Annotated in this window: 17 protein-coding genes; 13 read left to right on the top strand and 4 right to left on the bottom strand. The window is 67.2% G+C overall.

Annotated features, from left to right (window positions below):
• The first annotated feature begins 217 nt into the window (after nt 1–217).
• The 6 genes from J2728_RS10990 to J2728_RS10965 all read left to right on the top strand — a co-directional run bounded on the left by J2728_RS10990 (nt 218) and on the right by J2728_RS10965 (nt 8578).
• Nucleotides 218–745, top strand: a complete 528-nt coding sequence (locus J2728_RS10990) for an RNA polymerase sigma factor (RefSeq protein ID WP_309999054.1) — start codon at nt 218–220, stop codon at nt 743–745.
• Entirely contained in the window at nt 738–1787 is a 1050-nt protein-coding gene (locus tag J2728_RS10985; protein ID WP_309999051.1) for a FecR family protein, read from the top strand. Before J2728_RS10990 ends, J2728_RS10985 begins: the two co-directional genes overlap by 8 nt.
• A gap of 108 nt (nt 1788–1895) precedes the next feature.
• A complete protein-coding gene (locus tag J2728_RS10980) occupies nt 1896–4349 on the top strand; it encodes a TonB-dependent receptor (protein ID WP_309999050.1) in 2454 nt (817 codons plus the stop codon).
• Between the two features lie 71 nt (nt 4350–4420).
• Entirely contained in the window at nt 4421–6385 is a 1965-nt protein-coding gene (locus J2728_RS10975; protein WP_309999048.1) for an alpha/beta fold hydrolase, read from the top strand.
• A gap of 20 nt (nt 6386–6405) precedes the next feature.
• A complete protein-coding gene (locus J2728_RS10970) occupies nt 6406–7947 on the top strand; it encodes an amidase (protein ID WP_309999046.1) in 1542 nt (513 codons plus the stop codon).
• Between the two features lie 31 nt (nt 7948–7978).
• Entirely contained in the window at nt 7979–8578 is a 600-nt protein-coding gene (locus J2728_RS10965; RefSeq protein WP_309999044.1) for an FMN-binding negative transcriptional regulator, read from the top strand.
• A 118-nt stretch (nt 8579–8696) separates the two neighbouring features.
• Here J2728_RS10965 and J2728_RS10960 read toward each other — a convergent pair whose 3' ends face one another.
• The gene (locus J2728_RS10960; protein WP_309999043.1) at nt 8697–10616 is read right to left on the bottom strand and encodes a M61 family metallopeptidase; all 1920 of its coding nucleotides are present in this window, start codon (nt 10614–10616) and stop codon (nt 8697–8699) included.
• A 58-nt stretch (nt 10617–10674) separates the two neighbouring features.
• The gene (locus J2728_RS10955; RefSeq protein WP_309999041.1) at nt 10675–13488 is read right to left on the bottom strand and encodes a TonB-dependent receptor plug domain-containing protein; all 2814 of its coding nucleotides are present in this window, start codon (nt 13486–13488) and stop codon (nt 10675–10677) included.
• A 274-nt stretch (nt 13489–13762) separates the two neighbouring features.
• Between J2728_RS10955 and J2728_RS10950 the strand changes: the two genes are divergently transcribed.
• From J2728_RS10950 to J2728_RS10925, 6 genes are all read left to right on the top strand, one after another.
• Complete coding sequence (locus tag J2728_RS10950; protein WP_309999038.1) at nt 13763–14794, top strand: cyanophycinase; 1032 nt, start codon at nt 13763–13765, stop codon at nt 14792–14794.
• Nucleotides 14795–14801: 7 nt separating this feature from the next.
• On the top strand, nt 14802–15821 hold the full coding sequence (locus J2728_RS10945; protein WP_309999035.1) for an isoaspartyl peptidase/L-asparaginase family protein: 1020 nt from the start codon (nt 14802–14804) through the stop codon (nt 15819–15821).
• Nucleotides 15822–15851: 30 nt separating this feature from the next.
• A complete protein-coding gene (locus J2728_RS10940; RefSeq protein ID WP_309999032.1) occupies nt 15852–16301 on the top strand; it encodes an Lrp/AsnC family transcriptional regulator in 450 nt (149 codons plus the stop codon).
• A gap of 189 nt (nt 16302–16490) precedes the next feature.
• On the top strand, nt 16491–16736 hold the full coding sequence (locus tag J2728_RS10935) for an Lrp/AsnC ligand binding domain-containing protein (protein ID WP_309999464.1): 246 nt from the start codon (nt 16491–16493) through the stop codon (nt 16734–16736).
• A gap of 26 nt (nt 16737–16762) precedes the next feature.
• The gene (locus tag J2728_RS10930) at nt 16763–17788 is read left to right on the top strand and encodes an N-acetyltransferase DgcN family protein (protein ID WP_309999031.1); all 1026 of its coding nucleotides are present in this window, start codon (nt 16763–16765) and stop codon (nt 17786–17788) included.
• On the top strand, nt 17788–18774 hold the full coding sequence (locus J2728_RS10925) for a dipeptide epimerase (RefSeq protein WP_309999029.1): 987 nt from the start codon (nt 17788–17790) through the stop codon (nt 18772–18774). The genes J2728_RS10930 and J2728_RS10925 overlap by 1 nt, the downstream gene beginning before the upstream one ends.
• 3 nt (nt 18775–18777) lie before the next feature.
• Here J2728_RS10925 and J2728_RS10920 read toward each other — a convergent pair whose 3' ends face one another.
• A complete protein-coding gene (locus J2728_RS10920) occupies nt 18778–19287 on the bottom strand; it encodes an Lrp/AsnC family transcriptional regulator (RefSeq protein WP_309999026.1) in 510 nt (169 codons plus the stop codon).
• A 166-nt stretch (nt 19288–19453) separates the two neighbouring features.
• Between J2728_RS10920 and J2728_RS10915 the strand changes: the two genes are divergently transcribed.
• On the top strand, nt 19454–20989 hold the full coding sequence (locus tag J2728_RS10915) for an N-acyl-D-amino-acid deacylase family protein (RefSeq protein ID WP_309999025.1): 1536 nt from the start codon (nt 19454–19456) through the stop codon (nt 20987–20989).
• Nucleotides 20990–21341: 352 nt separating this feature from the next.
• Here J2728_RS10915 and J2728_RS10910 read toward each other — a convergent pair whose 3' ends face one another.
• Nucleotides 21342–24092, bottom strand: coding sequence for an ATP-binding protein (locus tag J2728_RS10910; protein ID WP_309999023.1), 2751 nt, complete (start codon nt 24090–24092; stop codon nt 21342–21344).
• Nucleotides 24093–24192 lie beyond the last annotated feature (100 nt).

Raw genomic sequence — 24192 nt, 5'->3', positions numbered from 1 at the left:
CGAGGTTGCGCGGAGGATGGGCAGAGGGCGCCTGAGAATTCGAAAACCGTGGTTGCCAGGCGGATGAGGTTGCCCGAGGACTGGACGCAACGATCAGAATAAGGGGATCGGCCGGGCGGCGGGACGGGCAGGCGTCGGAACGACGAGGCTCGACCGCCGCGACGCACGCGGAGGCGTTGCGTCCGGTTAGACCCTTGTCGGGGATGGCGCGGCGCCGATGAAGATGGACATCAGGACGGGAGACGATCGTCGGGCGCGGCTCTCGGACCTGGCCACGCGCCACCGGGAGACGATCGTCCGCTATTTCCGACGCAAGGGCCTGGACCTCGCGGCCGCGGAGGACAGCGCCCAGGAGACCTTTATCCGCATCAGTCGGGTCGATCCGGGCGACCTCGTCAGCCCCGAGGCCTATCTCTTCACGGTGGCCTCGAACGTCTTCCTGGAGCGCGGCCGCCGGGCCAGGACGCGACGCGAGGACCGGCATGTCGACATCGGCACCGTTGAACTTGTCGACAGCGAACAAACCCCCGCCCGTATTTTCGAGGGACGGGAGGCCCTCATCCGGCTGGCCAAGATCCTCGAGGAGCTGCCGGCGAGGACGAAAGAGGTTTTTCTGCTCAACCGAATGGATGGTCTGACCTACACTCAACTCGCGACACGGTTCGGGGTCTCTGTGGGCACGATCGAAAAGCAGGTGAGCAGGGCGCTCGGTCACATCCGAGCGCGGATGGATCAGGATGCGTAAGCGCGGTTGGATCTTCGCCGACGGCCACAAGTCGTCCCGAACGGCAGGTCCGGATGCGGCGGCCGACTGGGTCGCGCGTCTGGCTTCGGACCAGCGCACCCGTGAAGACGAGCAACAGCTGCGGCGATGGCTGACGGCCGACAAGGCCAATGGGGCTGCGTTCGACGAGCATGCACGGATCTTCAATGGAGTCGGCGCCCTGGCCGACGACGCCGAGGCGCGCGCCATTCTGATGGCCGGCAAGACCGCGCGGACGCCGCGTCTGGATCGTCGGACGCTGCTCGGCGGCGGGATCGCCGCCGCGGCGGCGGTCACGGCCGCGCTCGTCGGACCGGAGCTTCTGCTCGGCAAGACCTATCGCACCGAGCCGGGCGAGCAGCGGCGCCTGCGATTGGCCGACGGCTCGACGGTCATGCTCAACACCCAGTCCAAGCTGCGGGTGCGGTTCGATGGCGCCGAGCGGCGTCTGTTCCTGGACTATGGGCAGGCCTGGTTCCAGGTCGCCAAGGACACCCGACGACCGTTTCGGGTGTTCGTCGGCAAGGACGAGGTCCGGGCGCTGGGCACGGCCTTCGACGTCCGCCGCGACGGCGAGAGGGCGACGGTGACGCTGGAGGAGGGAAAGGTCGCGATCTTCCGGGATGCGTCGAGCCAACCGCTTCCGACTGGCGCCGCGTCGGGCGAGCCCTCCAAACTGGTGGCCGGACCCGCGGCCCCGGCCGTCATCCTGTCGCCTGGCGACGAGGCGCGCTTGGTCCCGGCCGCCCCGCCGGCGGTCGCCGTCGTCGATCTGGCGCATGTCCAAGCCTGGCGCACCGAACGGATCATCCTGGAGTCGACGCCGCTCGGCGAGGCGGTTGAGGAGTTCAACCGGTACGGCGGGCCGCGCCTGGTGGTGGCCGATCCCGATCTGGCGGCCTTGCCGGTCAGCGGGGTGTTCCACACCGATCGGCCAAAGGCCTTCGCCGAGGCCGTGGCGACCTCGTTCCCGATCAAGGCGGCCAGCGGCGGCGACGGCCAGATCGTGCTGTCGCGCCGCTAGCGGTCGCGGTGTCCAAAATTTTTTTGTCACAAAAGTTCGAGGAGCGATGGGGGGGAATCCCCTGGGCTGCATCCCTGTCACTGAACGCTTGAGTTCGAGGGGGCACGGATGAAGACCATGGATCTACGCGGCATGCTGCTGGCCAGTTGCGCGGCTTTGGTGGTGACGGGCGGCGCGGCGGCGGCCCAGGCCCAGCCGGCGCGGGACTACGCCATCCAACGGCAAGATCTGGCCTCGGCCCTCCGCGCCTATTCCCTGAAAAGCGGCCAGGACGTGATCTATAATCCTGGCGTGGTGCGGGGCAAAACCTCGCCGGGCGTCAGCGGTCGCCTGACGGATCAGGCGGCCCTGGAGGCGCTGCTGGCCGGCAATGGCCTTGGCGTGCGCCGCACGCCGTCCGGTGGTCTGAGCATCGTGCCCGCCGGCGAGGCCGACCGCCCCCAGACGGTGTCCGCCGGGGAGGCATCGAACCCGGCGGCCGTCGTCGATGAGATCATCGTGACCGCCGGCAAGCGCGCCGAGCGCCTACAGGACCTGGCCGGCGGCGCCTCGGCCGTGACCGGTCAACAGCTGAAGGCCGCCGGCGCCCAGAGCAACGCCGATTATCTGGGGCGGATTCCCGGCGTTGTGTTCAACGAGGGCACGTCGGGCCAATCCGCGGTGACCATCCGCGGTGTCGGGGCCACGGCCGGCATCGACCAGGGGCAGGGGCCGACCGGCTATTTCCTCAACGAAATTCCGCTGACCGAACCCAGCTACGCCTCGGGCATTCCCGACGTCGACACCTTCGACCTGAACCGTGTCGAGGTGCTGCGCGGTCCGCAGGGGTCGCTGTTCGGTTCGGCCTCGCTGGGCGGCGCGATCAACTACATCGTCAACACCGCCGACGCCTCGGGCTATGACGCCGCGACCGAGACCACGGTTCGCAAGATCTCGCACTCGGGCAAGGCGGGCTATGCGGTGAAGGGCATGATCAATTTGCCCATCATCGAGGACAAGCTGGCGGTGCGCGTGGTGGGATTCTCCCGCGAGGACGCCGGCTACATCGATAATCTGGGCGCGAACACGACCAACAACCTGCGGGTCAACGGCGTGCGCGGCTCGGTGGTGTTCACGCCGACCGACGGCACGACCCTTTCGCTGCTCAGCCTCTACCAGCAGAACAAGTCGGACGAGATCGCCACGGTGCAGACCGCGTTCGGACCGTATGCGCGGTCGACCATCCTCCCGGGCCCGACGGACTACGACTTCGAGATCCACTCGCTGCGCCTGGACCACAAGTTCGACTTCGCCAACCTGACCATCCTGGCCTCGACCAATACCAAAGATCACGTGCTGGACAGCGACGTGACGCGATCGAGCGCCCTACGCACCTTCGCCCCGCGCGGCGTGCTGTCCCAGGAATTCATGCATACCAACATGAAGACCCTGGAGGCGCGACTGGCCTCGGACGGGGACGGTCCGTTCAAGTGGCTGATCGGCGGCATGTACTCGGAGACCAAAACCGACGTCTCCACGCTGAGCAGCCTCCCGACCGGCGCGGCCGTCCTAGCCTCGCGCTACAACGCCGCGCAGCTGCGGGGCGAGCTGTTCAACCGCACTTACAGCCATCGCGAGGGCGCGGAAAAGGCGCTGTTTGGCGAGCTCAGCTACGAGTTCTTGCCCAAGGTGACCGCAACGGTCGGTGGCCGCCTGTTCGACACCAAGTACTGGGTGGAGATCCAGCGCTACGGCATCAGCTACGGGCTGACCGGCCAGACGGTGCCGCGCCGCAACGCCGGCGATGACGGGTTCGTGCCAAAGGTTTCAGTGGCTTGGCGCCCCACCCGCGACCTCACGGTCTATGCTCTGGCCAGCAAGGGCTTCCGGTTCGGCAACCCCAACACCGTCGTCGACCTGCCGGGCTTCAACACGCCCGCGGCATGGGCGTCGGACTCGCTTTGGAACTACGAACTGGGCGCGCACAGCGCTTGGCTGGACGGCAAGCTGCAGGTCGACGCGTCTGTCTACGATATTGAGTGGAGCGACATCCAGGTCCGCCTGGTTCGTCCGGGAGACAACCTCACCTATGGAACCAACGCCGGTTCGGCTCGGATCCGGGGTGTGGAACTGGCCGTGGTGGCCAAGCCGACCACCAACTTGATGCTGTCTTCGAACATTACCTATCTCGACGCCAAGCTGACCGAGACGGTTATGACGGCTTCGCCGCCGCTGCTCGAAGGCACCCGCTTGCCCGGCGCCTCGCCCTGGCAGATCTCGAACACGGCGACCTATCGCTTCGACGCGCCGTTGACCCCGACGCTGACCGTATCCCACCGCTATCTGGCCAAGGCGCCCGAGACGCTGCAGGGGCCCAACGTCAAGGTCGCCGGTTACAACCAGTTCGATGCGCGCTTGAACCTCAGTCTCGACAATGTCGACGTGGCGCTGTTCGCGACGAACCTCACGGACAAGCGAGCGGTGGCGTTCGGCTACGGCCTGTCCAGCACTGGCACCGGCCTTAGCGAGTTCATCATCCGTCCCCGCACCGTGGGCGTGACGGTGAACTGGAACCTGCGCTAGCCGACCCGCCTCGGTGCGCTGTCCCGCGGGGCGCGCGCCGAGGCCTTCCCCAACAAACCTGAGGCGGGCGCATGACCGGCGGACTTCGATTTGTACTGGCGCTGGCCGTCGTGGCGTTCCTGGGCGGCGCGCCCGCCATTGTCGCGGCGGCGCCGATCGACGCCAAGGACATCATGGGCCTGAGCGATGTGTCGGACCCGCAGTTGTCGCCCGACGGCAAGCGCGTGGCCTACGTGGTCACGCCCACGCTCTCGACACAGCGTCCTTCGCGGTCGGCGATCTGGATCGTGCCCGTCGACCGCAGCGCGCCGCCCCGTCGCCTGACCTCTGGAACGCAGATCGAGAACAGCCCGCGGTGGTCGGCGGACGGACGTGACATCGCCTTCTTGTCAAACCAGATCGATCCGTCCGCGGGCAAGATCGCGGCCAGGCAACTGTGGATCGCGCCAGCCGATGGTGGCCCGGCTCGGCGGCTGACGGCCTCTGTCACGGAGGTGCGCGGTTTCTCGCGCTCGGTCGACGGCAAGGCCTTCGCCTACGTCGCGGCTGATCCGAGGACCGAGCAGCAGAAAGCCGACGCGGTCGAGAAGCGCGATCACGTGGTCATCGATGACAAGGGCGACCTTGGCCGCCTCTGGCTCCTGGATGGCGCCGGTGGCGAGCCTCGTCGCATCGCCATCGAGGGGCGCAACATCGCGGACGCGCGTTGGTCGCCGGATGGTAAGCGGCTGGCCGCGCGGGTGGCCGACAGCACGGGGCTGAACGACTACTTCTACCACTCGGACGTCGTGATCATCGACGCCGCCACGGGCGTGGCCAGGACCCTGTTCCGCGAGGCGTCCGGTCCGGGCGAGTGGTCGCCGGATGGTAAGCGCCTGGCTTTCGTGCAGTTGCGCGAGCAGTACATCGGCCTGCGAGCCTGGATCATCGATGTCGACGGCGATCGCCGCCTGCGGATCGGCGAGGACCATCCCGGCCACGTCAACCACCTGGAGTGGGCCGCCGACGGCCGCTCTCTGCTGGCCCAGTCGTTCGAGAACACCCGCACCAAGCTGGTGCGGATCGACGCGGCGAACGGACAGATCAAGACCCTGCTGGCGTTCGACGGCCGCCTGACGGGGTTCAGCGCCGAGGGCGGCCGTGTGGCCATGGCCGGCGATACGCCGACCCGTCCCGATGACGTCTGGCTGTGGACGCCGGGTCAGGCCGCTGCCCAGCCCCTGACCGACCTCAATCCTCAGGTCCGCCAATGGACCCTGGGCCAGGTCCGCGAGGTCAGCTGGACCAGCAGCAAGGATGGTCGCAAGGTCTACGGGACGCTGGTGACTCCGCCGGGGTATGTCGCCGGCACGCCGATCAAGACGGTGATCCAGGGCCACGGCGGTCCCGAGGGCTTCTGGTGGTCGGGCTGGCTGGGCAGTTGGCACGACTGGGCGCAGATGCTGGCGACCCACGGATATGCGGTGTTGTTGCCCAATCCGCGTGGCTCGGATGGTCAAGACATCGGTTTCACCCGCGGCCCGATCAACGACTGGGGCGGCGACGACTTCCAGGACGTGCTCGACGGCCTGGACATGCTGGTGGCCCAGCGCGTCACCGACCCGGCGCGCGTCGGCATCGGCGGCTGGAGCTATGGCGGTTTCCTATCGGCTTGGGCGGTGACCCACAGCGACCGCTTCCGCGCCGCCATCGTCGGGGCCGCCCCGGTCGATGTCTCGACCATGCTGCTGACTACCGACACGCCCGACTTCGTGGCCGGCTTCTTCGCGCGCACGCCCGAGAACTTGGCGCGGATGGACGCCTCGTCGCCCGTGCGGTTCGTGGACCGGGTGCGGGCTCCCGTGTTGGTCCTGCACGGCGAGCAGGATCGGCGGGTGCCGGTGACCCTGGGCCTATCCTTTTATCGAGGCCTGCGCCTGCTGGGGAAGGACGCGACCATGGTCATCTATCCGCGCGAGCCGCACTGGACCTACGAGCCTGCTCATCAGACCGACATCCAGGAGCGAGTGCTCGCCTGGTTCGACGCCCACCTCTGACGCCTACAGGAAACGAGATCATGTCCGGCAATGGAATGAACCGCCGAACGGTATTGGCGACCGCTACGGCCGCCTTGGCGGCGCCGGCCTTGGCCCAGTCTAGGGCAGGGCGTGGGATCGTGGAGATGGGCGCGCGTGAGATGGTCGCCGCCCTCCGCCGTCGCGACCTCTCGTCTCGCGAGGTCATGGCCGCGCATCTTGCCCAGGCAGACCGCCTAAATCCGCGCTTCAACGCAATCGTCTCGCGCGTGGATGGCGAGGCGCTGATGAAGCAGGCGGCGGCTCTCGACGAGGATGCGGCCGCCGGCCGGTTCCATGGGCCGCTCCACGGCCTGCCGCATGCGGTCAAGGACACCGCGCCGGTCAAGGGCATCCGCAGCACCCAGGGCTCGCCCATTCTGCGCGACAACGTCCCCGCCGCGGACAGCCTGGTCGTGGAGCGGATGCGCAAGGCCGGCATGATCTTCATCGGCAAGACCAACGTCCCGGAATTCGCGCTCGGCTCGCATAGCTTCAATCCGTTGTTCGGCGTCACGGGCAACGCCTATGCTCCAGACCGGTCGGCCGGCGGCAGCACCGGCGGCGGCGCCGTCGCGCTGGCGCTGCGAATGGTCCCCTTGGCCGACGGCAGTGACTTCGGCGGCTCGCTGCGTAATCCGGCCGGATGGAACAACGTTTTCGGCTTCCGCCCGTCGTTTGGTCGCGTGCCGTCGGTCCCGAACAGCGACGTGTTCTGGCAGAACTTCGCTACCTCCGGCCCGATGGCGCGGACGGTGGAGGACCTGGCGCTCCTGCTCTCAGTGCAGGCAGGCTCGGATCCGCGTTCGCCATTCTCCTTGACCGACGACCCGTCGATGTTCGCCGGTCCCCTGGAGCGGGACTGGAAGGGCAAACGGATCGGCTGGTTGGGCGATCTGGGCGGCGCCTTGCCGATGGAGGCCGGCGTCCTCGACACCTGCGTCAAGGCGCTGGAGGCCTTTAGGGCGATCGGCATGACGGTCGAGGCGGCCACTCTATCGGAGCCCGCGCAGGACATGTGGCGCACGGCGGTGACGCTGCGTCACTGGTCCGTCGGCGCGGATCTGCAAGGCTTCTACGACGATCCGGCCAAGCGCGCGCTGATGAAGCCGGAAGCGATCTGGGAGGTGGAGGGCGGCATGGCGCTGACCGCCCCCCAACTCGCGGCGGCCTCGGTGGGGCGAACGCGCATCTACCAGGCTTTCCGCGCTGCGTTCGAGCGCTTCGATTTCCTGGTGCTGCCGACGGCCCAGGTCTTCCCGTTCGAGAACGCCACGCGTTGGCCAAAGCAGATCGCCGGCGTCCAGATGGACAGCTATCATCGCTGGATGGAGGTGACCCTGCCGGCGACCATGGCCGGACTGCCGGTGCTGGCTGTTCCGGCCGGCTTTGGAGGCGCTCGACACCTGCCTATCGGTCTGCAGATCATCGGGCCCAACCACGCCGACCTCGCGGTGCTCAAGCTCGGCCACGCCTACGAGCAGGCCTCGCCCTGGATCGCCGCAAAGTCGCCGGCCGCGCTTAACGATGTCACGCGCGGGTGACCAATTCTCCCCGTCTGGAATCCGCTGACCGATGAGCCATACCTTCTCGACCTGGACGGACGATGACGTCGCGGACCTGATCGCCGCCTATCCCCTGGCTTGGATGGTCAGTGGTGGTGCAATTGGCTTCCAGGCCACGCCTTTGCCCTTGCTGGCAGATCTCGACGGGGAAGGGCGCTTGGTCTCACTAACCGGACACCTGGCGCGCTCGAACCCCCAGGTCGAGGCGCTGGAGCGGGATGCGAATGCGCTGGCGCTGTTCATGGGGCCCCATGGTTACGTCTCGCCATCCTGGATGTCCGACCGAACCCAAGCTCCGACCTGGAACTACGCGGTGCTGCGAATTGAGGTTCGGGTTCGGTTAGGCGCCGTCACGGTCGCGGAGTCTCTTGATCGGCTCTCCCGTGCGATGGAGGCCAATCGACCCAAGTCTTGGTCACCCGGCGAGATGGGGGAGCGCTATGGCCGCCTCAGTCGAGGGGTGGTGGCCTTTCGCGCCGATGTGACGCGGTTGGACGGCCGCTTCAAGCTCGGCCAGGACGAGCGTGATGACGTCTACGCCGACATCATGGCGGGCCTGGTTCCCGGCAAGCTGACCGACTGGATGAGGCGCTTCAATCCTGACCGCTGACACTGGCGAATACCTCGTCTTGGAAAGGCGCCAACACCACGCTGGAGCGCGAAGCGCCACGCCAAAGCCGTCGAGGCTAAGATTCGCTCAAGGGCTGGCCCATGGGGACGCCGAGCCACTATCGGGGCGAGAGGATTTGGCCCAATCGGTCGGGGGTCTCCGCGACACGTTTCAGGGTCGGATACCTCGGACCCAGGTGGTAGGGAATTCGAACCGGACGAACGCGGTCGTCGGCCTCGACACTCAGCGATATGGGCGGCGCGCCCGGCTTCGCGGCGGCGACGATCGCCGCCTTCAAGGCTTCGGGGGAATAGGGCTTTCCGGCCACCTTTACGATCCGGGCGCCGGCGATGACGCCGGCCTGAAAGAGGGGGCCGTTCCAGAGCGTTTCCTTGATCGCGCCGTCCCAGCCAATCTCCGCGCCAAGAGAGAAGGTGAGCAGGCTGGCCTCGGCGTCCTTCTCATACGCGATGACGTAGGCGGACGGCCGCGCCTCGAAAGCCAAGCTCCAGCCCGAACGGGTCAGGCCGTCGAGCGGCGCGCGATCGTGGGCGTCGAGTCGGGCGTTTAGAAAGTGGGCCCAGTCGTAGGGAGCGACCGCGTGTAGGGCGGCCACGACATCCTCGAAGGTGTAGGTCGAGACTCTCATGTCGCCGTCGTCGACTCCAAAGAAGGCGCGGGCGAAATCGTCCAGCGACCTGGCGCCGTTGGTGCGCTCGCGGATCAGGGTGTCGACGTCCAGCCAGAGCATTTGGCCTTCTTCGTAGTAGTCGAGCGACCGCAGCCAGCTGGTGGAGCCCGTGCCGCCGGCCGAATTCATGATGTAGGCGTTCGTCGTGTCTCGCAGACCGCGCCAGCTTCGCCCCGGGGTGGCCTGGGCGTTCGCCGCGATCAGGGCGAGGCGCTGTCGCATCTGCGCGGACGAATAGAGGCCCGAGCGCGTGGCCAGCGTGTCGCCATAGTACTCGGTCAGGCCTTCGTAGACCCAGAGCAGGCTGTTGCGCATGGGCGTCGTATAGTCGGGCGTCCAGAGGTCGGCCGGACGCCGGTGCTTGCCGTTCCACGCGTGCACATACTCGTGGGCCAGGATGTCCCGGCCGCTGAACGCGCTGTCCCAGGCCGTAAAGTAACCCGCCGAGCTGTAACCATTCTCGCTGGACCTTTGATGTTCGGCGCCGAGATAGCCCACCGTCGGATTCAGGCTCAGCAAGAAATCGTAGTGATCGAAATTCCGCGCGCCGCCGAACAGCTTGTCGGCTTGTTGGACGAGCCGTCGATGGATTTCGATCTGGGCCGGCGTCGCTTTCAGGTCCTTGGGCGCGTCGGCGAAGACGTTCAGGCGTACGGGCCTCGGCGATCCGGGATCGAGGTCGAAGCTGGCCTTGTGGCGACCGGCATAGACCGGGGAGTCCATCAGGGTTTCGAAGCTGGTCTCGGAAAAGCGCGTGGTCGCCCCGGACGTCTCCGCGCCGTCCAGAGCGGTGGCCAGACTCCAGCCCTTGGGAACCGTCAGGCTTGGCCTGACGCGGATGCGGCTCACCTCATGGCCGGCGGGATAGAGCGCGACGGCGGTCCACTTCAATAGCACCAGGTTTGGGGTGACGGCGATCCGCACCGGGCCTCCGGGCTGGGCCGTGGGCTGCTCCAGCCGGACGGTCAAAGACCGCACACCAGCCGGTACATCGACGTGAAAGGCCGTCATCTCGACCGGATCGCGCCGCCATTCCACGCGCCGGCCGTCGTCGGCGGTGATCGTGAAGCCACTCATCAGTACGATCTGAGCGCTGGGGGAGTGCTCGCCCGGTATCCACTTGGGCAGCGAGAGCACCAGTGGGCCCGCTGTGACGGGGATCGTCTCGGTGACCCGGAAAACCTTTCGCGTCGTGTCGCTGACATCGACCTTGAGGTCGATGACGCCAGGGTAGTCGATGGGGCGCGCCGCGGGGATCGGCGGCGTGGGCGCGGCGGGCTTCGGTTCCGCCAGCGCCATGGAAGCCCATAGGGCGAGGCCGGCGGCCAGAAGAAGCTTCGGCGTCATGCGGGCCTCCCGCGTAGAGGGGCGGAGCGGTCGCGGCGCGGCCGCTCCGGATCGTTCCTTACAGGCCGCTGGCGCCGCCGAACTTGTGGGTCAGCTGCAGGTAGTAGCTGCGGCCCGTCGATGAGAACCATGAGGTGTCGTAGTACGGATACGCCGAGTAGGTCGGGTCGCGGGGGGGATTCTTGTCGAGCAGATTGTCGACGGCCAGGCTCACGCGGGTGCGGTCGTTGATCTCATACTGGACCGTGGCGTTGACCATGTAGGTCGCCTTGGTCCAGCCGTCCTCGGCGTAGTTGGGCACCCGGTCCAGGCGCTGACCGTGCAGGCCGACGCTGAGGCCGTTGAGACGCCAGTTGATCGCCGCGCTGCTCTTGGTGCGCGGGATGTCGTAGCCGCTGTCGAAGGCCAGCTGGTTTTCGATGGGATCGCCCGGATACTGGCGGCTGGTGTGGTTGTGCACCCAGGTGTGGGCGATGCTGAAATCGAACGTGCCCAGGCTGTCGGTCGGCCAGCGATAGTGGGCCGCCACGTCGATGCCGGTCGTCCGCTCGGTGGCGACATTGATCGGGTTGATCGTCACGGTGCTGATCGCGCCTGGATTGATCGCGGCCGATAGCGGATTGCGCTTCACGCGGGCCAGGGCGTCGACGCAGGTCGGCGAGGCGGCGTCGACGGCCGTGCCCGCCGAGGTCTTGCCGATCCGGCAGTCGGCTTCCTGGCGCAGGACGCTGTCCAGGCTCATGTCGAGCACGGCGTTGTTCAGCTGGACGCGGAAATAGTCCACGGAGATGTCGAAGTTGCGGACCGGCGACCAGACCGCGCCGTAGTTGAACGACTTGGAGGTCTCCGGCTTCAGCTTGGCGTTGCCCAAGCGCACCTTGACCAGACCTTCGTCGGCATAGCTGCAGTCTCCGATATCTTCGCCCGGCTCCTCGGTGCGGCAGCGGTAATAGTCCGTGCCCGAGGGGTGGCTGATGCCTTCCTTGGCGAACACATAGTGCAGGTCCGGAGCGCGGAAGCCGGTGCCGTAGGCGCCCCGCAGCAGCAAGGTCTTCACCGGCCGCCACTCGAGGCCGCCATTGTAGGTGAACTTGTCGATCGTGTTGCCGCCGTACTTGTAGCTGTCGTAGCGGCCGGCGGTGGACAGCTCAAGGCTGCTCAGCAACGGGGCCCGGAACTCGTAGCCGGCGCCCCAGTGGTCGCGCGAGCCCGAGCCATCGGCGTCGCGCAGATTGTAGTAGTAGTTGACCGTGGCCAACGGATCGAGACCCAGCTTGTAGGATTGGTGTCCGTACTCGGCGACCGCCGCGAAGCCTACCGGGCCCGCGGGCAGGCGGAACAGTTCGGCCTGGTTGATCTGGAACGACACCCCCTGCTGGCGCGCGACCGGCTTGTAGGTCGTGCGGGCGGTGATCGAGTCGAACTCGGCCGTGGTCAGGGGCTTGTAGAGCCGCGCCGGATCGGCGTTGAAGATCGGATAGCCGCTGTCGGCGTCCACGCCCAGCTGCGAGCCCAGGAAAAGAGCGGTCGCCTTGGAGGTCACCACCTTGGGCCAGCTGATCGAGGAACGGTGCTGGCTGAAGTTGTAGAAGGCCTCGTAGTCCCAGCCGCCGCCCAGCGAGCCTTTCACGCCCGGCGTGATGCTGAAGGTCTTGGAGACGTTCTTGATGAAGCCCTTGTTGAGTCCGCCCATCTCCTCGGGCGTGAACTGGCGATGCCAGAGATCCAGCGCGCCGGTGAACTGGTTGTAGAAGATGCCGTCCTCGCTGCCGTTGGCGTCCTGGTACTCCCAGCTCAGGACGTCCTGGAACTGCCGGGTGCGGCTGTAGCCCGCCGAGATGTCGGCGAAGAACGAAAGGGTGTCGCGGGGGGCGTAGTTGAGCGTGGCGACGACGTTGGCGCTCTTGCGCTCGCTGATGATCGTGCCGTAGCCGATCGAGCTGTAGCTGCCGCAATAGTAGCCGGGGCCGTAGTCGTCGAGATCGGCGTCATAGGCGCCCCAGCCGGGGCGGCTGACATATTCGATCGACCCGCCGTTCAGCTTCGAAAGCGTCGCGCAGGTGTTCGCGCCAGGATCGATGTAGACCTCTTCGGTCGGATCCATCCGCAAGAAGTCGCGCCGCGCGATCGCCGTGCGCTTGGTCGGGCTGTCCTTGGTGCTGTCCTGGATGTCGCGGTCATAGGCCCAGACCGGACGCTGATTGACGAACTCGCCGCCGATCACCAAGTCGAAGTCGTCCTTCGAATAGCCGCTCGAGATGTTGACGCGCTGGCTGGCGCCGCCGCCGTGCTCGTAGCCGCCGAAGGTCACGTCGACGGTCGTGCCGTCCACCTTCTTCTTCAGATTGAAGTTCACCACGCCCGAGATGGCGTCCGAGCCGTAGACCGCGGAGGCGCTGCCGCTCAGCACTTCGATCCGGTCGATCATGCCCAGCGGGATCGACGAGGTGTCGGTGAAGGCGCTCTTGCCGTTGTAGGGCAGGGGGAAGTCGGCGATGCGGCGGCCGTTCACCAGCACCAGCGTGTGGTTGGGGCCCAGGCCGCGCAGGTCGACCTGCTGGGCGCCCGGGGTCCAGTCCATGCCGCTGGACGACTGCTGAGTCTGGGTCTCGCCGCCGTTCTGGGTCAGGGCGCGCATGACGTCCGGAACGCTGTTGAAGCCCGCGGCCTTGATGCTGTCGCTGGTGATGACCGTGACGGGGGCGGGGCCTTCGGTCGCGACGCGGGGGATGCGGGAGCCCGTGATCACCAGCGCTTCGACGGCGTCGCCGTCGGCGCCAGGGGCCGGAGCCGTCTGCGCGGCCGCCTGGCCGACAATCAGAAGACCGGTCGCGCCAGCCAGCGCGCTCGCCCGAAGAAGATGAGCCTTCATTTTATCCCCCTCTATTCGCGCCGACGGTCGTTTCCTGGGCGCTCGGAACCTCGTCACTGTTCGAGATTGAGCTCATTTGGATCGCGGCTTTTCCAGATTGGAAGCCTGAAATGACAGATTGTCAAAATTTATGGACACATTGCTTTTCGCGTGCAGCAATTTGAAAATCCCGCCTCGATGCTGGGCGATCAGATTTTATTGGCCGAGAAGCGCGCTCTCGAGCCTCGCGAAAGGTCGTTCGGCGACTAGGCTCGGCGGGAATGGAGGAAGCCCGATGGTTCGAATTGGCTCCGCGATGGCCATGGCCGCGCTGCTGCTTGGCGCGAGCGTCGCCCACGCCGAGACCCCGTCGGGCCCCGACGCGGTCGGTCCGGGCTATGAGTATTATGCGATCGGCGACGTGAACGCGCCGACGCCGGGCAAGACCGGGCCGTTGCTGGGCTTGTTCGGCGGCGGCGATTGGCCGGTCGAGGCGTTCCGAACCTTCGTCAAGCAGTCGGGCGGCGGCCATATCGTCGTGCTGCGCGCGCGCGGCGGCCGTGAGCTGCAGGACGAGATCTACAAGGATGTCGGCGGCGCGGTCTCGGTCGAGACCCTGGTGATCCACAACGAGGACGCTGGCGAAGATCCCAAGCTGCTCGCCATCATCGCGCGCGCCGACGGCATCTTCTTCGGCGGCGGCGACCAGAGCAACTATGTGCGCGCCTGGAAGGGCACGGCGCTGAACAAGGCGCTGGACGCCCACGTCAAGGCGGGCAAGCCGATCGGCGGCACCAGCGCGGGCCTGGCGGTGCTGGGCGGCTATGTCTACGGCTGCCTCGACTCCATCAGCCTGACCTCGCCTGACGCGCTGAAGAACCCCACCGGCCCCAGCGTCACGCTCGTGCGAGATTTCCTGCGCTTGCCGTATCTGTCCAAGGTCATCACCGACACCCACTTCGACAAGCGCGACCGTCAGGGGCGGCTCGTGGCCTTCGTGGGGCGTCTGATCCAGGAGGAGAACGACACGGCGATCACGGGCCTGGGCGTCGACGAGGCCGGGGCCATGCTGATCGACGCCCAGGGGATTGGCCGCTACTACGGCCCTGGCCATGCGTGGCTGGTGCGTCCGATGAAGAAGCCGGCGACCATCATCGCCGGCCAGCCGCTGACCTACGCCCCGTTCCCGATCGTGGGGGTGGGACCGAAAAGCACCCTCGACTTCAAGACCTTCCGGGTGACCAATCCCGATTTCACCATCACCGCGCGGGTCGACAAGGGCGTGCTGATCCGCGGCGATCGCCAGAACAAGCCCCAGGCGCGTTAGGACCGAGATGATCTTCCAGACCTTCACCCGCTTCGCGTTCGGCGCCCTTTTCGCTCTGGCGCTGGCCGCGCCCGCGACGGCGGCGGAGACTGCGTCCCAGTGGTCCCTGGCGGTCCATGGCGGGGCGGGCGTGCTCGAACGCGGGGAACTGACGCCCGAGAAGGACAAGGCCTATCGCGCCGGGCTGAACGCCGCGCTGGAGGCGGGCGCGAAGGTTCTCAAGGCGGGTGGCTCCAGCCTCGACGCGGTCGAGGCCGCCGTTCGGGTGCTGGAGGACAATCCCCTGTTTAACGCGGGTAGGGGCGCGGTCTTCACGGCCGAAGGGCGCAACGAGCTGGACGCCGCGATCATGGACGGCGCGACCTTGAAGGCCGGCGCCGTCGCGGGCGCCACGCGCACGCGCAATCCGATCAGCCTGGCGCGGGCGGTCATGGAAAAGTCGCCGCACGTGCTGCTGGCTCGCGAAGGCGCTGACCAGTTCTCCAAGGAGCAGGGCTTGGAACAGGCGCCGCCCGAGTATTTCCACACCGAGGAGCGCTGGAAGCAACTGCTGGCCTGGCGCAAGGATCACCAGGCCGCGTTGGATCCCACCCACCTTTTCGGCACGGTGGGCGCGGTCGCCATGGATCAGGCCGGCCACGTCGCCGCCGCGACCTCGACCGGCGGCATGACGGGCAAGCGTTGGGGCCGCATCGGCGACAGCCCGATCATCGGGGCGGGGACCTACGCCCGCGATGGCGTCTGCGCGGTCTCCGCCACCGGATCGGGCGAATACTTCATCCGGGAAAGCGCCGCGCGTCAGGTCTGCGACCGCGTGGCCTGGAAGGGCGAAACCATCCAGCAGGCCGCCGACGGGACCATGGCCTCGATCACCAAGATCGGCGGCGACGGCGGATTGATCGCCATCGACGGCCAGGGGCGCGTGGCGTTCGGCATGAATGACCTGGGCATGTATCGTGGCGCGATTTCCTCGGCGGCGCCCGCGCCGCGCACGGCGATCTACGCTGACGAGCCTTCGCCGCGTTGATCTGAAACGCCAACTGGGAAGGGGGCGGGCGTGACGAAATCGGATGACCGGGGACTGAACGACCTGGACCGGCGCCTGCTGGCTCTGCTGCGGGAGGACTCCCGACAGCCGGTGACCAAACTCGCCAGCGATCTTGGCCTGTCCCGCGCCAATGTCTACGCGCGGCTCAGCCGGCTGGAGGAGGAGGGCGTGATCGGCGGTTATACCGTCAGGCTGGGCGAGGCCTACGATCGGCGGCTGATCCGCGCCCAGGTGATGATCAAGGCCTTGCTGAAGCACGCGAAGGCGATCGAGGAGGCCTTGGCTCAGATGCCTGGGCTTTCGGCTCTGCACGCGATCAGCGGTGAATACGACCTCATCGCGGTCGTGGAGGCCGAGACCGTCGGTGAACTCAACGCGCTCATCGACCGGATTGGCGAGCTGGAAGGGATCGAGCGGACGACGTCATCGATCCTGCTGGCGACAAAAGTTCTACGCTAAGCGCTCTTGCCGAGCTTTTCTCTCGCCGGCCACGCCTAAGTCGGTGGTTTTTACGGCCCGCTCCGACATAGCCTCTTGATCGGGTTTCAGTGGAGAGACGTCGTGCGGCTTGAGCAGATTCATACCGGGCCGGGCTTCCTGGGTGTCGCGGCGGATTCGGGACGCGCGACGGCTCATCGCGCCCATGTCATGCTCCGGTTAGCGCGACGAGACATGGACAGCGTCGAGCGCGACCTGGCGGACCTCGCCGGACTGACCGCGCTGCACCAGATTTCGGGAGACTACGATCTGGTGGCGGTGGTCGAGGCCTCGCGGGCCGAAGCGCTGGACGCGTTGGTCGCCAGGATCACCCGGATGCGCGGCGTGACCGCGGCCATGATCTCCCGTCTCCCGCGGTCTGCGGGCGAGACCAGCGCCCGATCCTTCGCCGCCTGAAGACCCCTCGATCATACGAGACCACCGTGGATTTTCCCTATCCGTGTCTGATGTTCCTCGCCGACGTCGACCGCGTCAGCGCCAAGACCGCTCTGGGCGTCGCCCATTGGCGCCCTGACGCTTGCGTCGGCCAACTGCGCTTGCCCGGCGGCGAGGTCGATTTGGGCCTGCCCGACATGAGCCCCAGAGCGGCGAAGGCCGCCGGCGCGCGCTCACTGCTGATCGGCGTGGCCAATGCGGGTGGCTTCATTCCACCGCGTTGGGAGGCCGTGCTGATCGAGGCCCTGGAAGCGGGGCTGGATCTGGTTTCGGGGCTGCATACCCGTCTCGCCAGCTTGCCCCGCGTTCGCGAGACGGCCGATCGCCTGGGGCGTCGGCTGTTCGAGGCGCGCGAGGCCGATCCGCGCTTCAGCGTGGTTGGCGAAGGCGCGAAGCGCGGCGGTCGGCGCCTGCTGACCGTCGGCACCGATTGCGCCGTCGGCAAGATGTACGCGGCGCTGGCTCTCACCAAGGAGCTGAAGGCGCGGGGCGTCGACGCCGATTTCCGCGCCACCGGCCAGACCGGCATCTTCATCGCCGGCTCCGGCGCGCCGATCGACGCGATCGTTTCGGATTTCGTGGCCGGCGCGGCCGAGGTGCTCAGCCCCCCGGCGGCCGACGATCATTGGGATATTATCGAGGGGCAGGGCTCGCTATTCCATCCCGCCTACGCGGGCGTCACGCTGGGCCTACTGCATGGCAGTCAGCCCGACGCTCTGGTGCTCTGCCATGACGCCACGCGGACGACGATCGATGGGTTGGAAACCTTCCCGACGCCCAGCCTGGCGGAGGCGGCGGAGCTGAATTTAAGGCTGGCGAGGCTGACCAATTCCGACGTTCGCCTGGCCGGGGTCTGCGTGAACACCTCTCGGCTCTCCCCAGAGGCCGCCGCTGCCTATATGCGCGGCGTGACGGCCGAGTTGGGGGTTCCGTGCTGCGATCCGGTGCGCGCTGGCGTGGCGGCGATCGTCGATGGCATTGTGGAGGATATCGCGCGCCGAGGCGCGGCCTGATGCGGTTGACCGCGCGGTCGCGGGTCCACGCCCTGACCGAACCGTTCGTCATCGCGCGCAAAGCCTATACCGAGGCCATCGTCATCGAGGTCGAGATCGAGGCGGGGGGCGTGGTGGGGCGCGGCGAAGCCGCGGGCGTCGACTATCGCGGCGACACTCCCGACCGAATGCTGCTGCAATTGCGGGATCTGGCCGAGCGGCTGGAGCGGGGTGAAGATCTGGACCGCGCGCGTTTGCAAGCGCTTCTGCCGGCCGGCGGGGCCCGCAACGCCGTCGACTGCGCCCTATGGGACCTGGAAGCCAAGCGCTCGGGCCTCTCCGCCGTCCACCGCGCGGGCTTGGCGCCGCTGACGCCCGTCGAGACCTTTGTCACCCTGGGCATGGACACGCCGGAGGCCATGGGCGCCAAGGCCGCGCGCTGGGCGAGCCGCTACGGCGCGATGAAGGTCAAGCTGGGCGACGCGGACGACATGGCGCGTCTCGAGGCCATTCGCGCGGCCGCGCCGTCAGCCCGTCTGATCGCCGACGCCAATCAAGGCTGGACGCTCGCACAGCTCAATGACCGAGCGCCGCGGATGGCCGAACTGGGCGTGGAGCTCTTGGAACAGCCGCTGCCGGTGGGCCGGGATGACGAGCTTTTCGACTATCGCGGCGCCGTGCCGCTATGCGCCGATGAGTCGTTCGACGATCGCGCCGATCTCGACAAGGTCGTGGGCCGCTACGCCTTCTGCAACATCAAGCTAGACAAGGCGGGAGGACTGACCGAAGCGTTGGCGCTCGCGACGATGGCGCGCCAGCGCGGCCTGCGGCTGATGGTCGGCTGCATGGAGGGGACGTCGCTCGGCATCGCTCCAGCGCTGCTGCTGGCGCGAAACTGCGAGATCATCGATCTGGATTGCCCGATGCAGCTCGTCCGCGATGTTAGCGGCGGTTTCGGCTACCAGGACGGCTGGCTGAGGCCTAACGGCCCCGAACTCTGGGGATAGGCGTCAGGTGTCGAGGTCCTGGCCGGTCGCCAGCAACGCGGTCAGATCCAGGTTGGCCTCGCCCTTAAGCTTCTTGGTCACGGGCAGGGTCACGTAGTCGAACGAGACGTTCAGCGTGTCCAGCATGTGCTCCATGATGGTCTGATAGTGCTCGATGCCGAAGGCCGCGACCGTGATCAGATAGTCAACGCCGCCCAGAACGGCCTGGCAACCGATCACGTTGGGCAGGTCGGCGACACCGGCCTCGAACACCTTGGCCTTGGCGTACGAGTAGTCGGTCAGCTTGATTTGCACGACGAAGGTCGAGAGCTTGGCTAGCCGCCCCAGGTCGACCTCGGCGTGGTAGCCGCGAATGATCTTGGACTTCTCGAGCCGCTTCATCCGCTCCCAACAGCGCGACGCCGACAGCCCAACCAGCTCGCCCATCGCCGCCTTGGTCACTCGCCCCTGGCGCTGCAGCAGCGCCAGGATCTTGAGGTCGATGCGGTCGAGGTCCTTGCGCGGGTCCGTCATGGGCCGTCCTTGGTGGTCGTCTCGTCACGCTTAGCGCAAAGGCGGCGGAAAAGGTAAGCGCCAGCGGCGGGGCGGGGGAAGGCTCCTCGCGCCAAGACCCCGTGAAACAGCGGAAACGCTTGCGAGCCCGCGCTAGACTTCACTGGATGCAACAGAGCGTGGGCGTATGAGACTTCACCTGTTCCGGTCGGCCCTGGGCGCGGCGTTCGCGTGCCTGTTGGGCTCTGGCGCCCTGGCTTCGACGCTGATTGTCCACGCCAAGGTGATCGACGGCTCCGGCGCGCCGGCCCGTTCGGTCAGCGTGCGGATCGACAACGACCGCGTCATCGCCGTTGGACGGCTCAAGCCCGCGCCGGGCGAGACCGTGGTCGACGCCAAGGGACTGACCCTGGCGCCCGGCTTCATCGACGCCCACAGCCATCACGATCGGCGGGCCGAGAAGACGCCGGAGATGGCGATGCTGGCCGCCCAGGGCGTGACCACCATCGTGGTGGGGCAGGACGGCGAGTCCGCCGTGCCGCTCAGGACCTATTTCGATCAACTGGCTCGATCGCCCCTGGCCGTCAATGTCGCCTCCTATACCGGCCACGGCAGCTTGCGCGCCCGGGCCATGGGGCAGGACTACAAGCGCCCGGCCACGCGGGCCGAGATAGCGCGCATGAGCGACGAACTCGCCGAGGACCTACGCGCGGGATCGCTGGGCCTGTCGACGGGGCTCGAATACGACCCCGGAATCTATGGGACGCCCGATGAGGTGTTAGCCCTGGCCAGGACGGCGGCGGCGGGCGGTGGGCGCTATATCAGCCACCTGCGCAGCGAGGACGTGAGGCTGGACGCGGCGATCGATGAGATCATCAATATCGGCCGCGAAGCCAAGTTGCCCGTGCAGATCTCGCACTTGAAGATCGGCATCGTCGATCGCTGGGGCGAGGCGCCGAAGATCCTCGCCAGGCTGGACGCCGCGCGCGCCCAGGGCGTTGACATCACCGCCGACGTCTATCCCTACGGCTTCTGGCAGAGCAATCTCTCGGTCCTGCTGCCGGAGCGAAACTTCGAGGATCGCGCCGCCGCGCGGTTCGCCCTGTCCAAACTGACCACGCCGGAAGGCCTGCGGATCGCGGTGTTCGCGCCGGATCCGTCCCTGGTCGGCAAGACCATCGCCCAGATCGCGTCCGAGCGACATGCCGATCCGGTCGAGACCTATCTGGCGTTGACCCGGCAGTCGGAGGCCTATGGCGCGGCCCATCCAGACGTCGAGCGGGTGGACGCGGTGATCGGCTCGGCCATGGCCGAGTCCGACATCGCCGCCTTCGTCGCCTGGAAGTACGCGGTGATTTGCTCCGACGGCATGACCCACGGCCTTCACCCCCGAGGGTTCGGGGCCTTCGCGAAGGTTCTGCGGGCCTACGTCCGAGAAGAGCATCTGCTGACCCTGGAACAGGCCGTGCACAAGATGTCGGCGCAGACGGCCGCCCAGCTGGGCTTGGCGGAGAGGGGCGCGATCGCGCCGGGCTTCCATGCCGATCTCGTGCTGTTCGATCCCGCGCGCATGGCCGACCGTTCGGATCTGGAGCACCCCAACGCCCTGGCGACCGGCGTCAGCACGGTCTGGGTCAACGGCGTCGTCGTGTTCGACAAGGGCGCGCCAACAGGCGCGCGCCCCGGAGAGGTCGTGCGGCGGGGCGGGCCGTCCGAAAGTTAGGCGGCTTGCGACATCACGAATATCCTCGGCACCCACCAGTCTAGCGGCGGGTTCAGCCGTTCGACACATGCTTGTGAGCAACCGATCGCGGCTGATGACGTCGTGGATTGAGTCATGCTGAGCGGGGGCGCTACTTCGCCTTCGCGACCCGAGCGGCGGGCGGTCAGGAATGCGCGGATTGTCGCCCTTCGACCCAGTCTAGAAACGCGCCGCGCCCCTGGAAGTCGAGGCGGATTTCATTGCGCAGGCCACGCATGACAGGCGTGCCCATGAGCACCGGGGCGGAGGTCTTCCCGATATGAGCGCCAAAAGCGCTTAGCGGCTCATATCACCTAGGGGTCGTGATTGAGCGTTAGCGGGTCAACTCCGGCAACAAGGCGCGCGCCGCGCGTACGTCCGCATAGTCTTCATCGCCTTCGATGCGCGCGAGCGCCGGGGCCAGGATGCGCGCCGCCGCGTCCGCTGTCGTCAGGCGGGCTAGGGAAGTCGCGGCCCGCAGCGCCCAGAGCCAGGCGCCCTGCGCCTCGGCGATCGCGAGCGCCCGCTCGAAGCGAGCTCGCCCGGCCGCCGCATCGCCGGCTCGCAGCCTGTTCTCGCCGTCGGCGCGCAGGATCTCCGCGGTCGCCCAATGGATGCCGCGAGCTTCCGCCCGCGCGGTCGCTTCGGCGTCGCACAGGGCCGCGCAGCTGGTGATGAAGACGTCCTTGTCATGCGGCAGGGGCGGGCGCGGTCGATCTAGCGCGGGCGGCTGTGCCGGCTTCCCCATGCGCAGCTCGGAGATCCGCGAGAACCAAGCCGCGAGTTCGGCCATGTAGGTGAAGCGGTTGTCTTCCGCCGCGCGGCCCAGCAGCTCGACATAGTGCCGAGCCAGTTCGTCGTCGCCCAGCCACAGCGCGACCGGACAGGCGGCGCTGCTCAACAGATAGCAGAGCGAACTTGGATTGCGCAGCCGGCGGGCATCGGTCACGGCTTCCATGATTATCGTCCGCGCGCTTTTCAGTCGGCCTTGCACCGCCAGCGTGACGCCGTGGTTGCCCCGCAATATCGTCGAATGATCGTACCGAAGCACCGCGCCATAGGCCGTGCGGTCGCTGCTGCTGGTGACCAGTTCAGCGCTGATCGCCACGGCTTCTTCGAACCTGCCCACGCGAAAGGTCATCAACGCGATGACCCGTCGCGCGAAATTTCGCAGGTCCGCGTCAACATCAGTGCTTTCAGGCGCCAACATCCGCCGCGCGAGGTTGAGGGCAACGACATGGTCGCCCATGATCCCCCTCTCGCCGGAGAGCATCCACAGCGCTGTCGCCTTGGCGACCGGATCGCCGATCGTCTTCCCAATGCGCAGAACCTGGGTCGCCGCGCGCACGAACTGTTCGCCGGGGCGGTCGGCATTGAACAGCAGCACGCACAGGCCGATCTGCAGCTTGATCTCTTCCACGCCGCCACGCTGGCCAAGCGCGTCGAGCGTCTCGATCGCCTGCTCAAGCCAGCGACGATATTCCGCGAATTGCGACATGCCGAGCCACAGCGGCGCCGAGGCCAGGACAAGGGTGACGCCCAACCTCCTGTCGCCGGCTTCGCCGAGGCACCAGACGAGCGCCGCCCGCACGTCGTCGATCGCGCTTCCGTATCGCTCCCACCAGGTGGCGCGATCCATCCGCAGCCAATCGGCTTGGGCGCGATCCAGCAGCGTCCCAACCCATTCGGCATGCCGACGCGCCGCGATTTCCGCCTGGCCGGAGCTGTCCAGCTTGCGCCGGGCATAGGCCTTGGTCGTCTCCAGCAGGCGATAAACGACCCCTTGGCGCGAAGGCTCGACGGCAAGCAACGACTTCGTCGCCAGCTGTAGAACAGCCCGCGCGGTCCTCGTTTCTTCCGTCCCGCCGAGCGCGGCTACCTGCGCGGCGGCGGCGAGATCGAAGGTGGCGCGAAACAGGCTGAGGCAGCCAAGCACCAAGCGTTCGTCGGGGGAGAGGAGTTCGAAGCTCCAGTCCAACATCGCTTCGAGCGTTTCGTGGCGCGCGAGCGTGCGGCGACCAAAGACGAGGCGCCCGGCCAGTCCGCTGGACAACCCCTCCAGCCCCAACATCGGCATCGACGCCGCCGCCAGTTCGAGCGCGAGCGGTAATCCGTCGAGCGAGCGGCACACCGCCGCGACCTGCTGGGCATTTCCCTCGGCGAGGGAGAAATCACCGGCCGCCGCGGCGCGCTCCGCGAACAGCGCGACCGAGGGATTGCCTGTTATCGTCTCCACCGGATCCGCCGCGGCGGGCACGGGCAGGGGCTGGAGATGCACCCGTGCTTCCCCGAGCACTCGCAGCGGTTCGCGGCTGGTCGCCAGCAGCGTGACGCCCGGGCATGATTGCAGCAGCGCCTCCGCGGCCGTTGCCGCCGCGTCGATCAGATGCTCGCAATTGTCGAGCATGAGGACCAGTTCGGCCGTTCGCAGGCGTTCCACCAGCGCGGTGGGCATCGTGTCTTGGCCCATTGGCGTTTGGAGCGCGGCGGCCGTGGCCGCGGCCACGTGCGCAAGTGATGTACAGTTAGTCAGGTCGACAAAGCAGACGGGGGTGCGGGACCGAAGCCGCGTTAGAGCGGCTAGCGCGACGCTCGTCTTGCCGATCCCGCCCGAGCCGACGATCGTGACGAGCCGATGCCGCGCGATGCTTTCCACCACCTCGGCGACGCAGGCTTCCCGACCGATCAGGTGGTGAATCTGCAGCGGAGGTGGAAGCGGCCGGATTTCCGCGGACATCCCCGCGTCCGCCGCTTCCTCGCTTGTCACCTCGATGGTCACGTCGGCGCTCAGCCGATAGCCGCGCCCCGGCACATTGGTGATCTCGATATTGTCATCGGCACCGGCCCGCAGCGCGCGGCGGATCGCGGAGACGTGCACGCGAAGATTGTTTTCCTGGACGAAAGTGTGGGGCCAGACCCGATCGGTGATTTCCTGCGCCGAAACGATCTCGCCAGCTCGCTCGGCAAGCAGCGTCAAGATCGCGAGCGCGCGGGATCCGAGGCTTAGTTGGGCGCCGCCACTGAGCAATTGCCCCCGTTCCGGGCGAAGCTCGAACGATCCGAAACTAATAAGCCGGTCGTTCATGACCGTCTGTCGGATTGCCGACTCAATTGCGCCCCCGCACACAGGTTAGCGCTAACTTATGCGCGAATTAGCGGTGTTTGGCACCTGTTTACTCGGAGCT

Origin of the sequence: Caulobacter segnis (assembly GCF_031454995.1) — a bacterium.
Taxonomy (GTDB): Bacteria; Pseudomonadota; Alphaproteobacteria; order Caulobacterales; family Caulobacteraceae; genus Caulobacter; species Caulobacter segnis_E.
The sequence above is the reverse complement of the archived record's forward strand: the minus strand, read 5'-3'. Positions and strand labels throughout refer to the sequence as shown.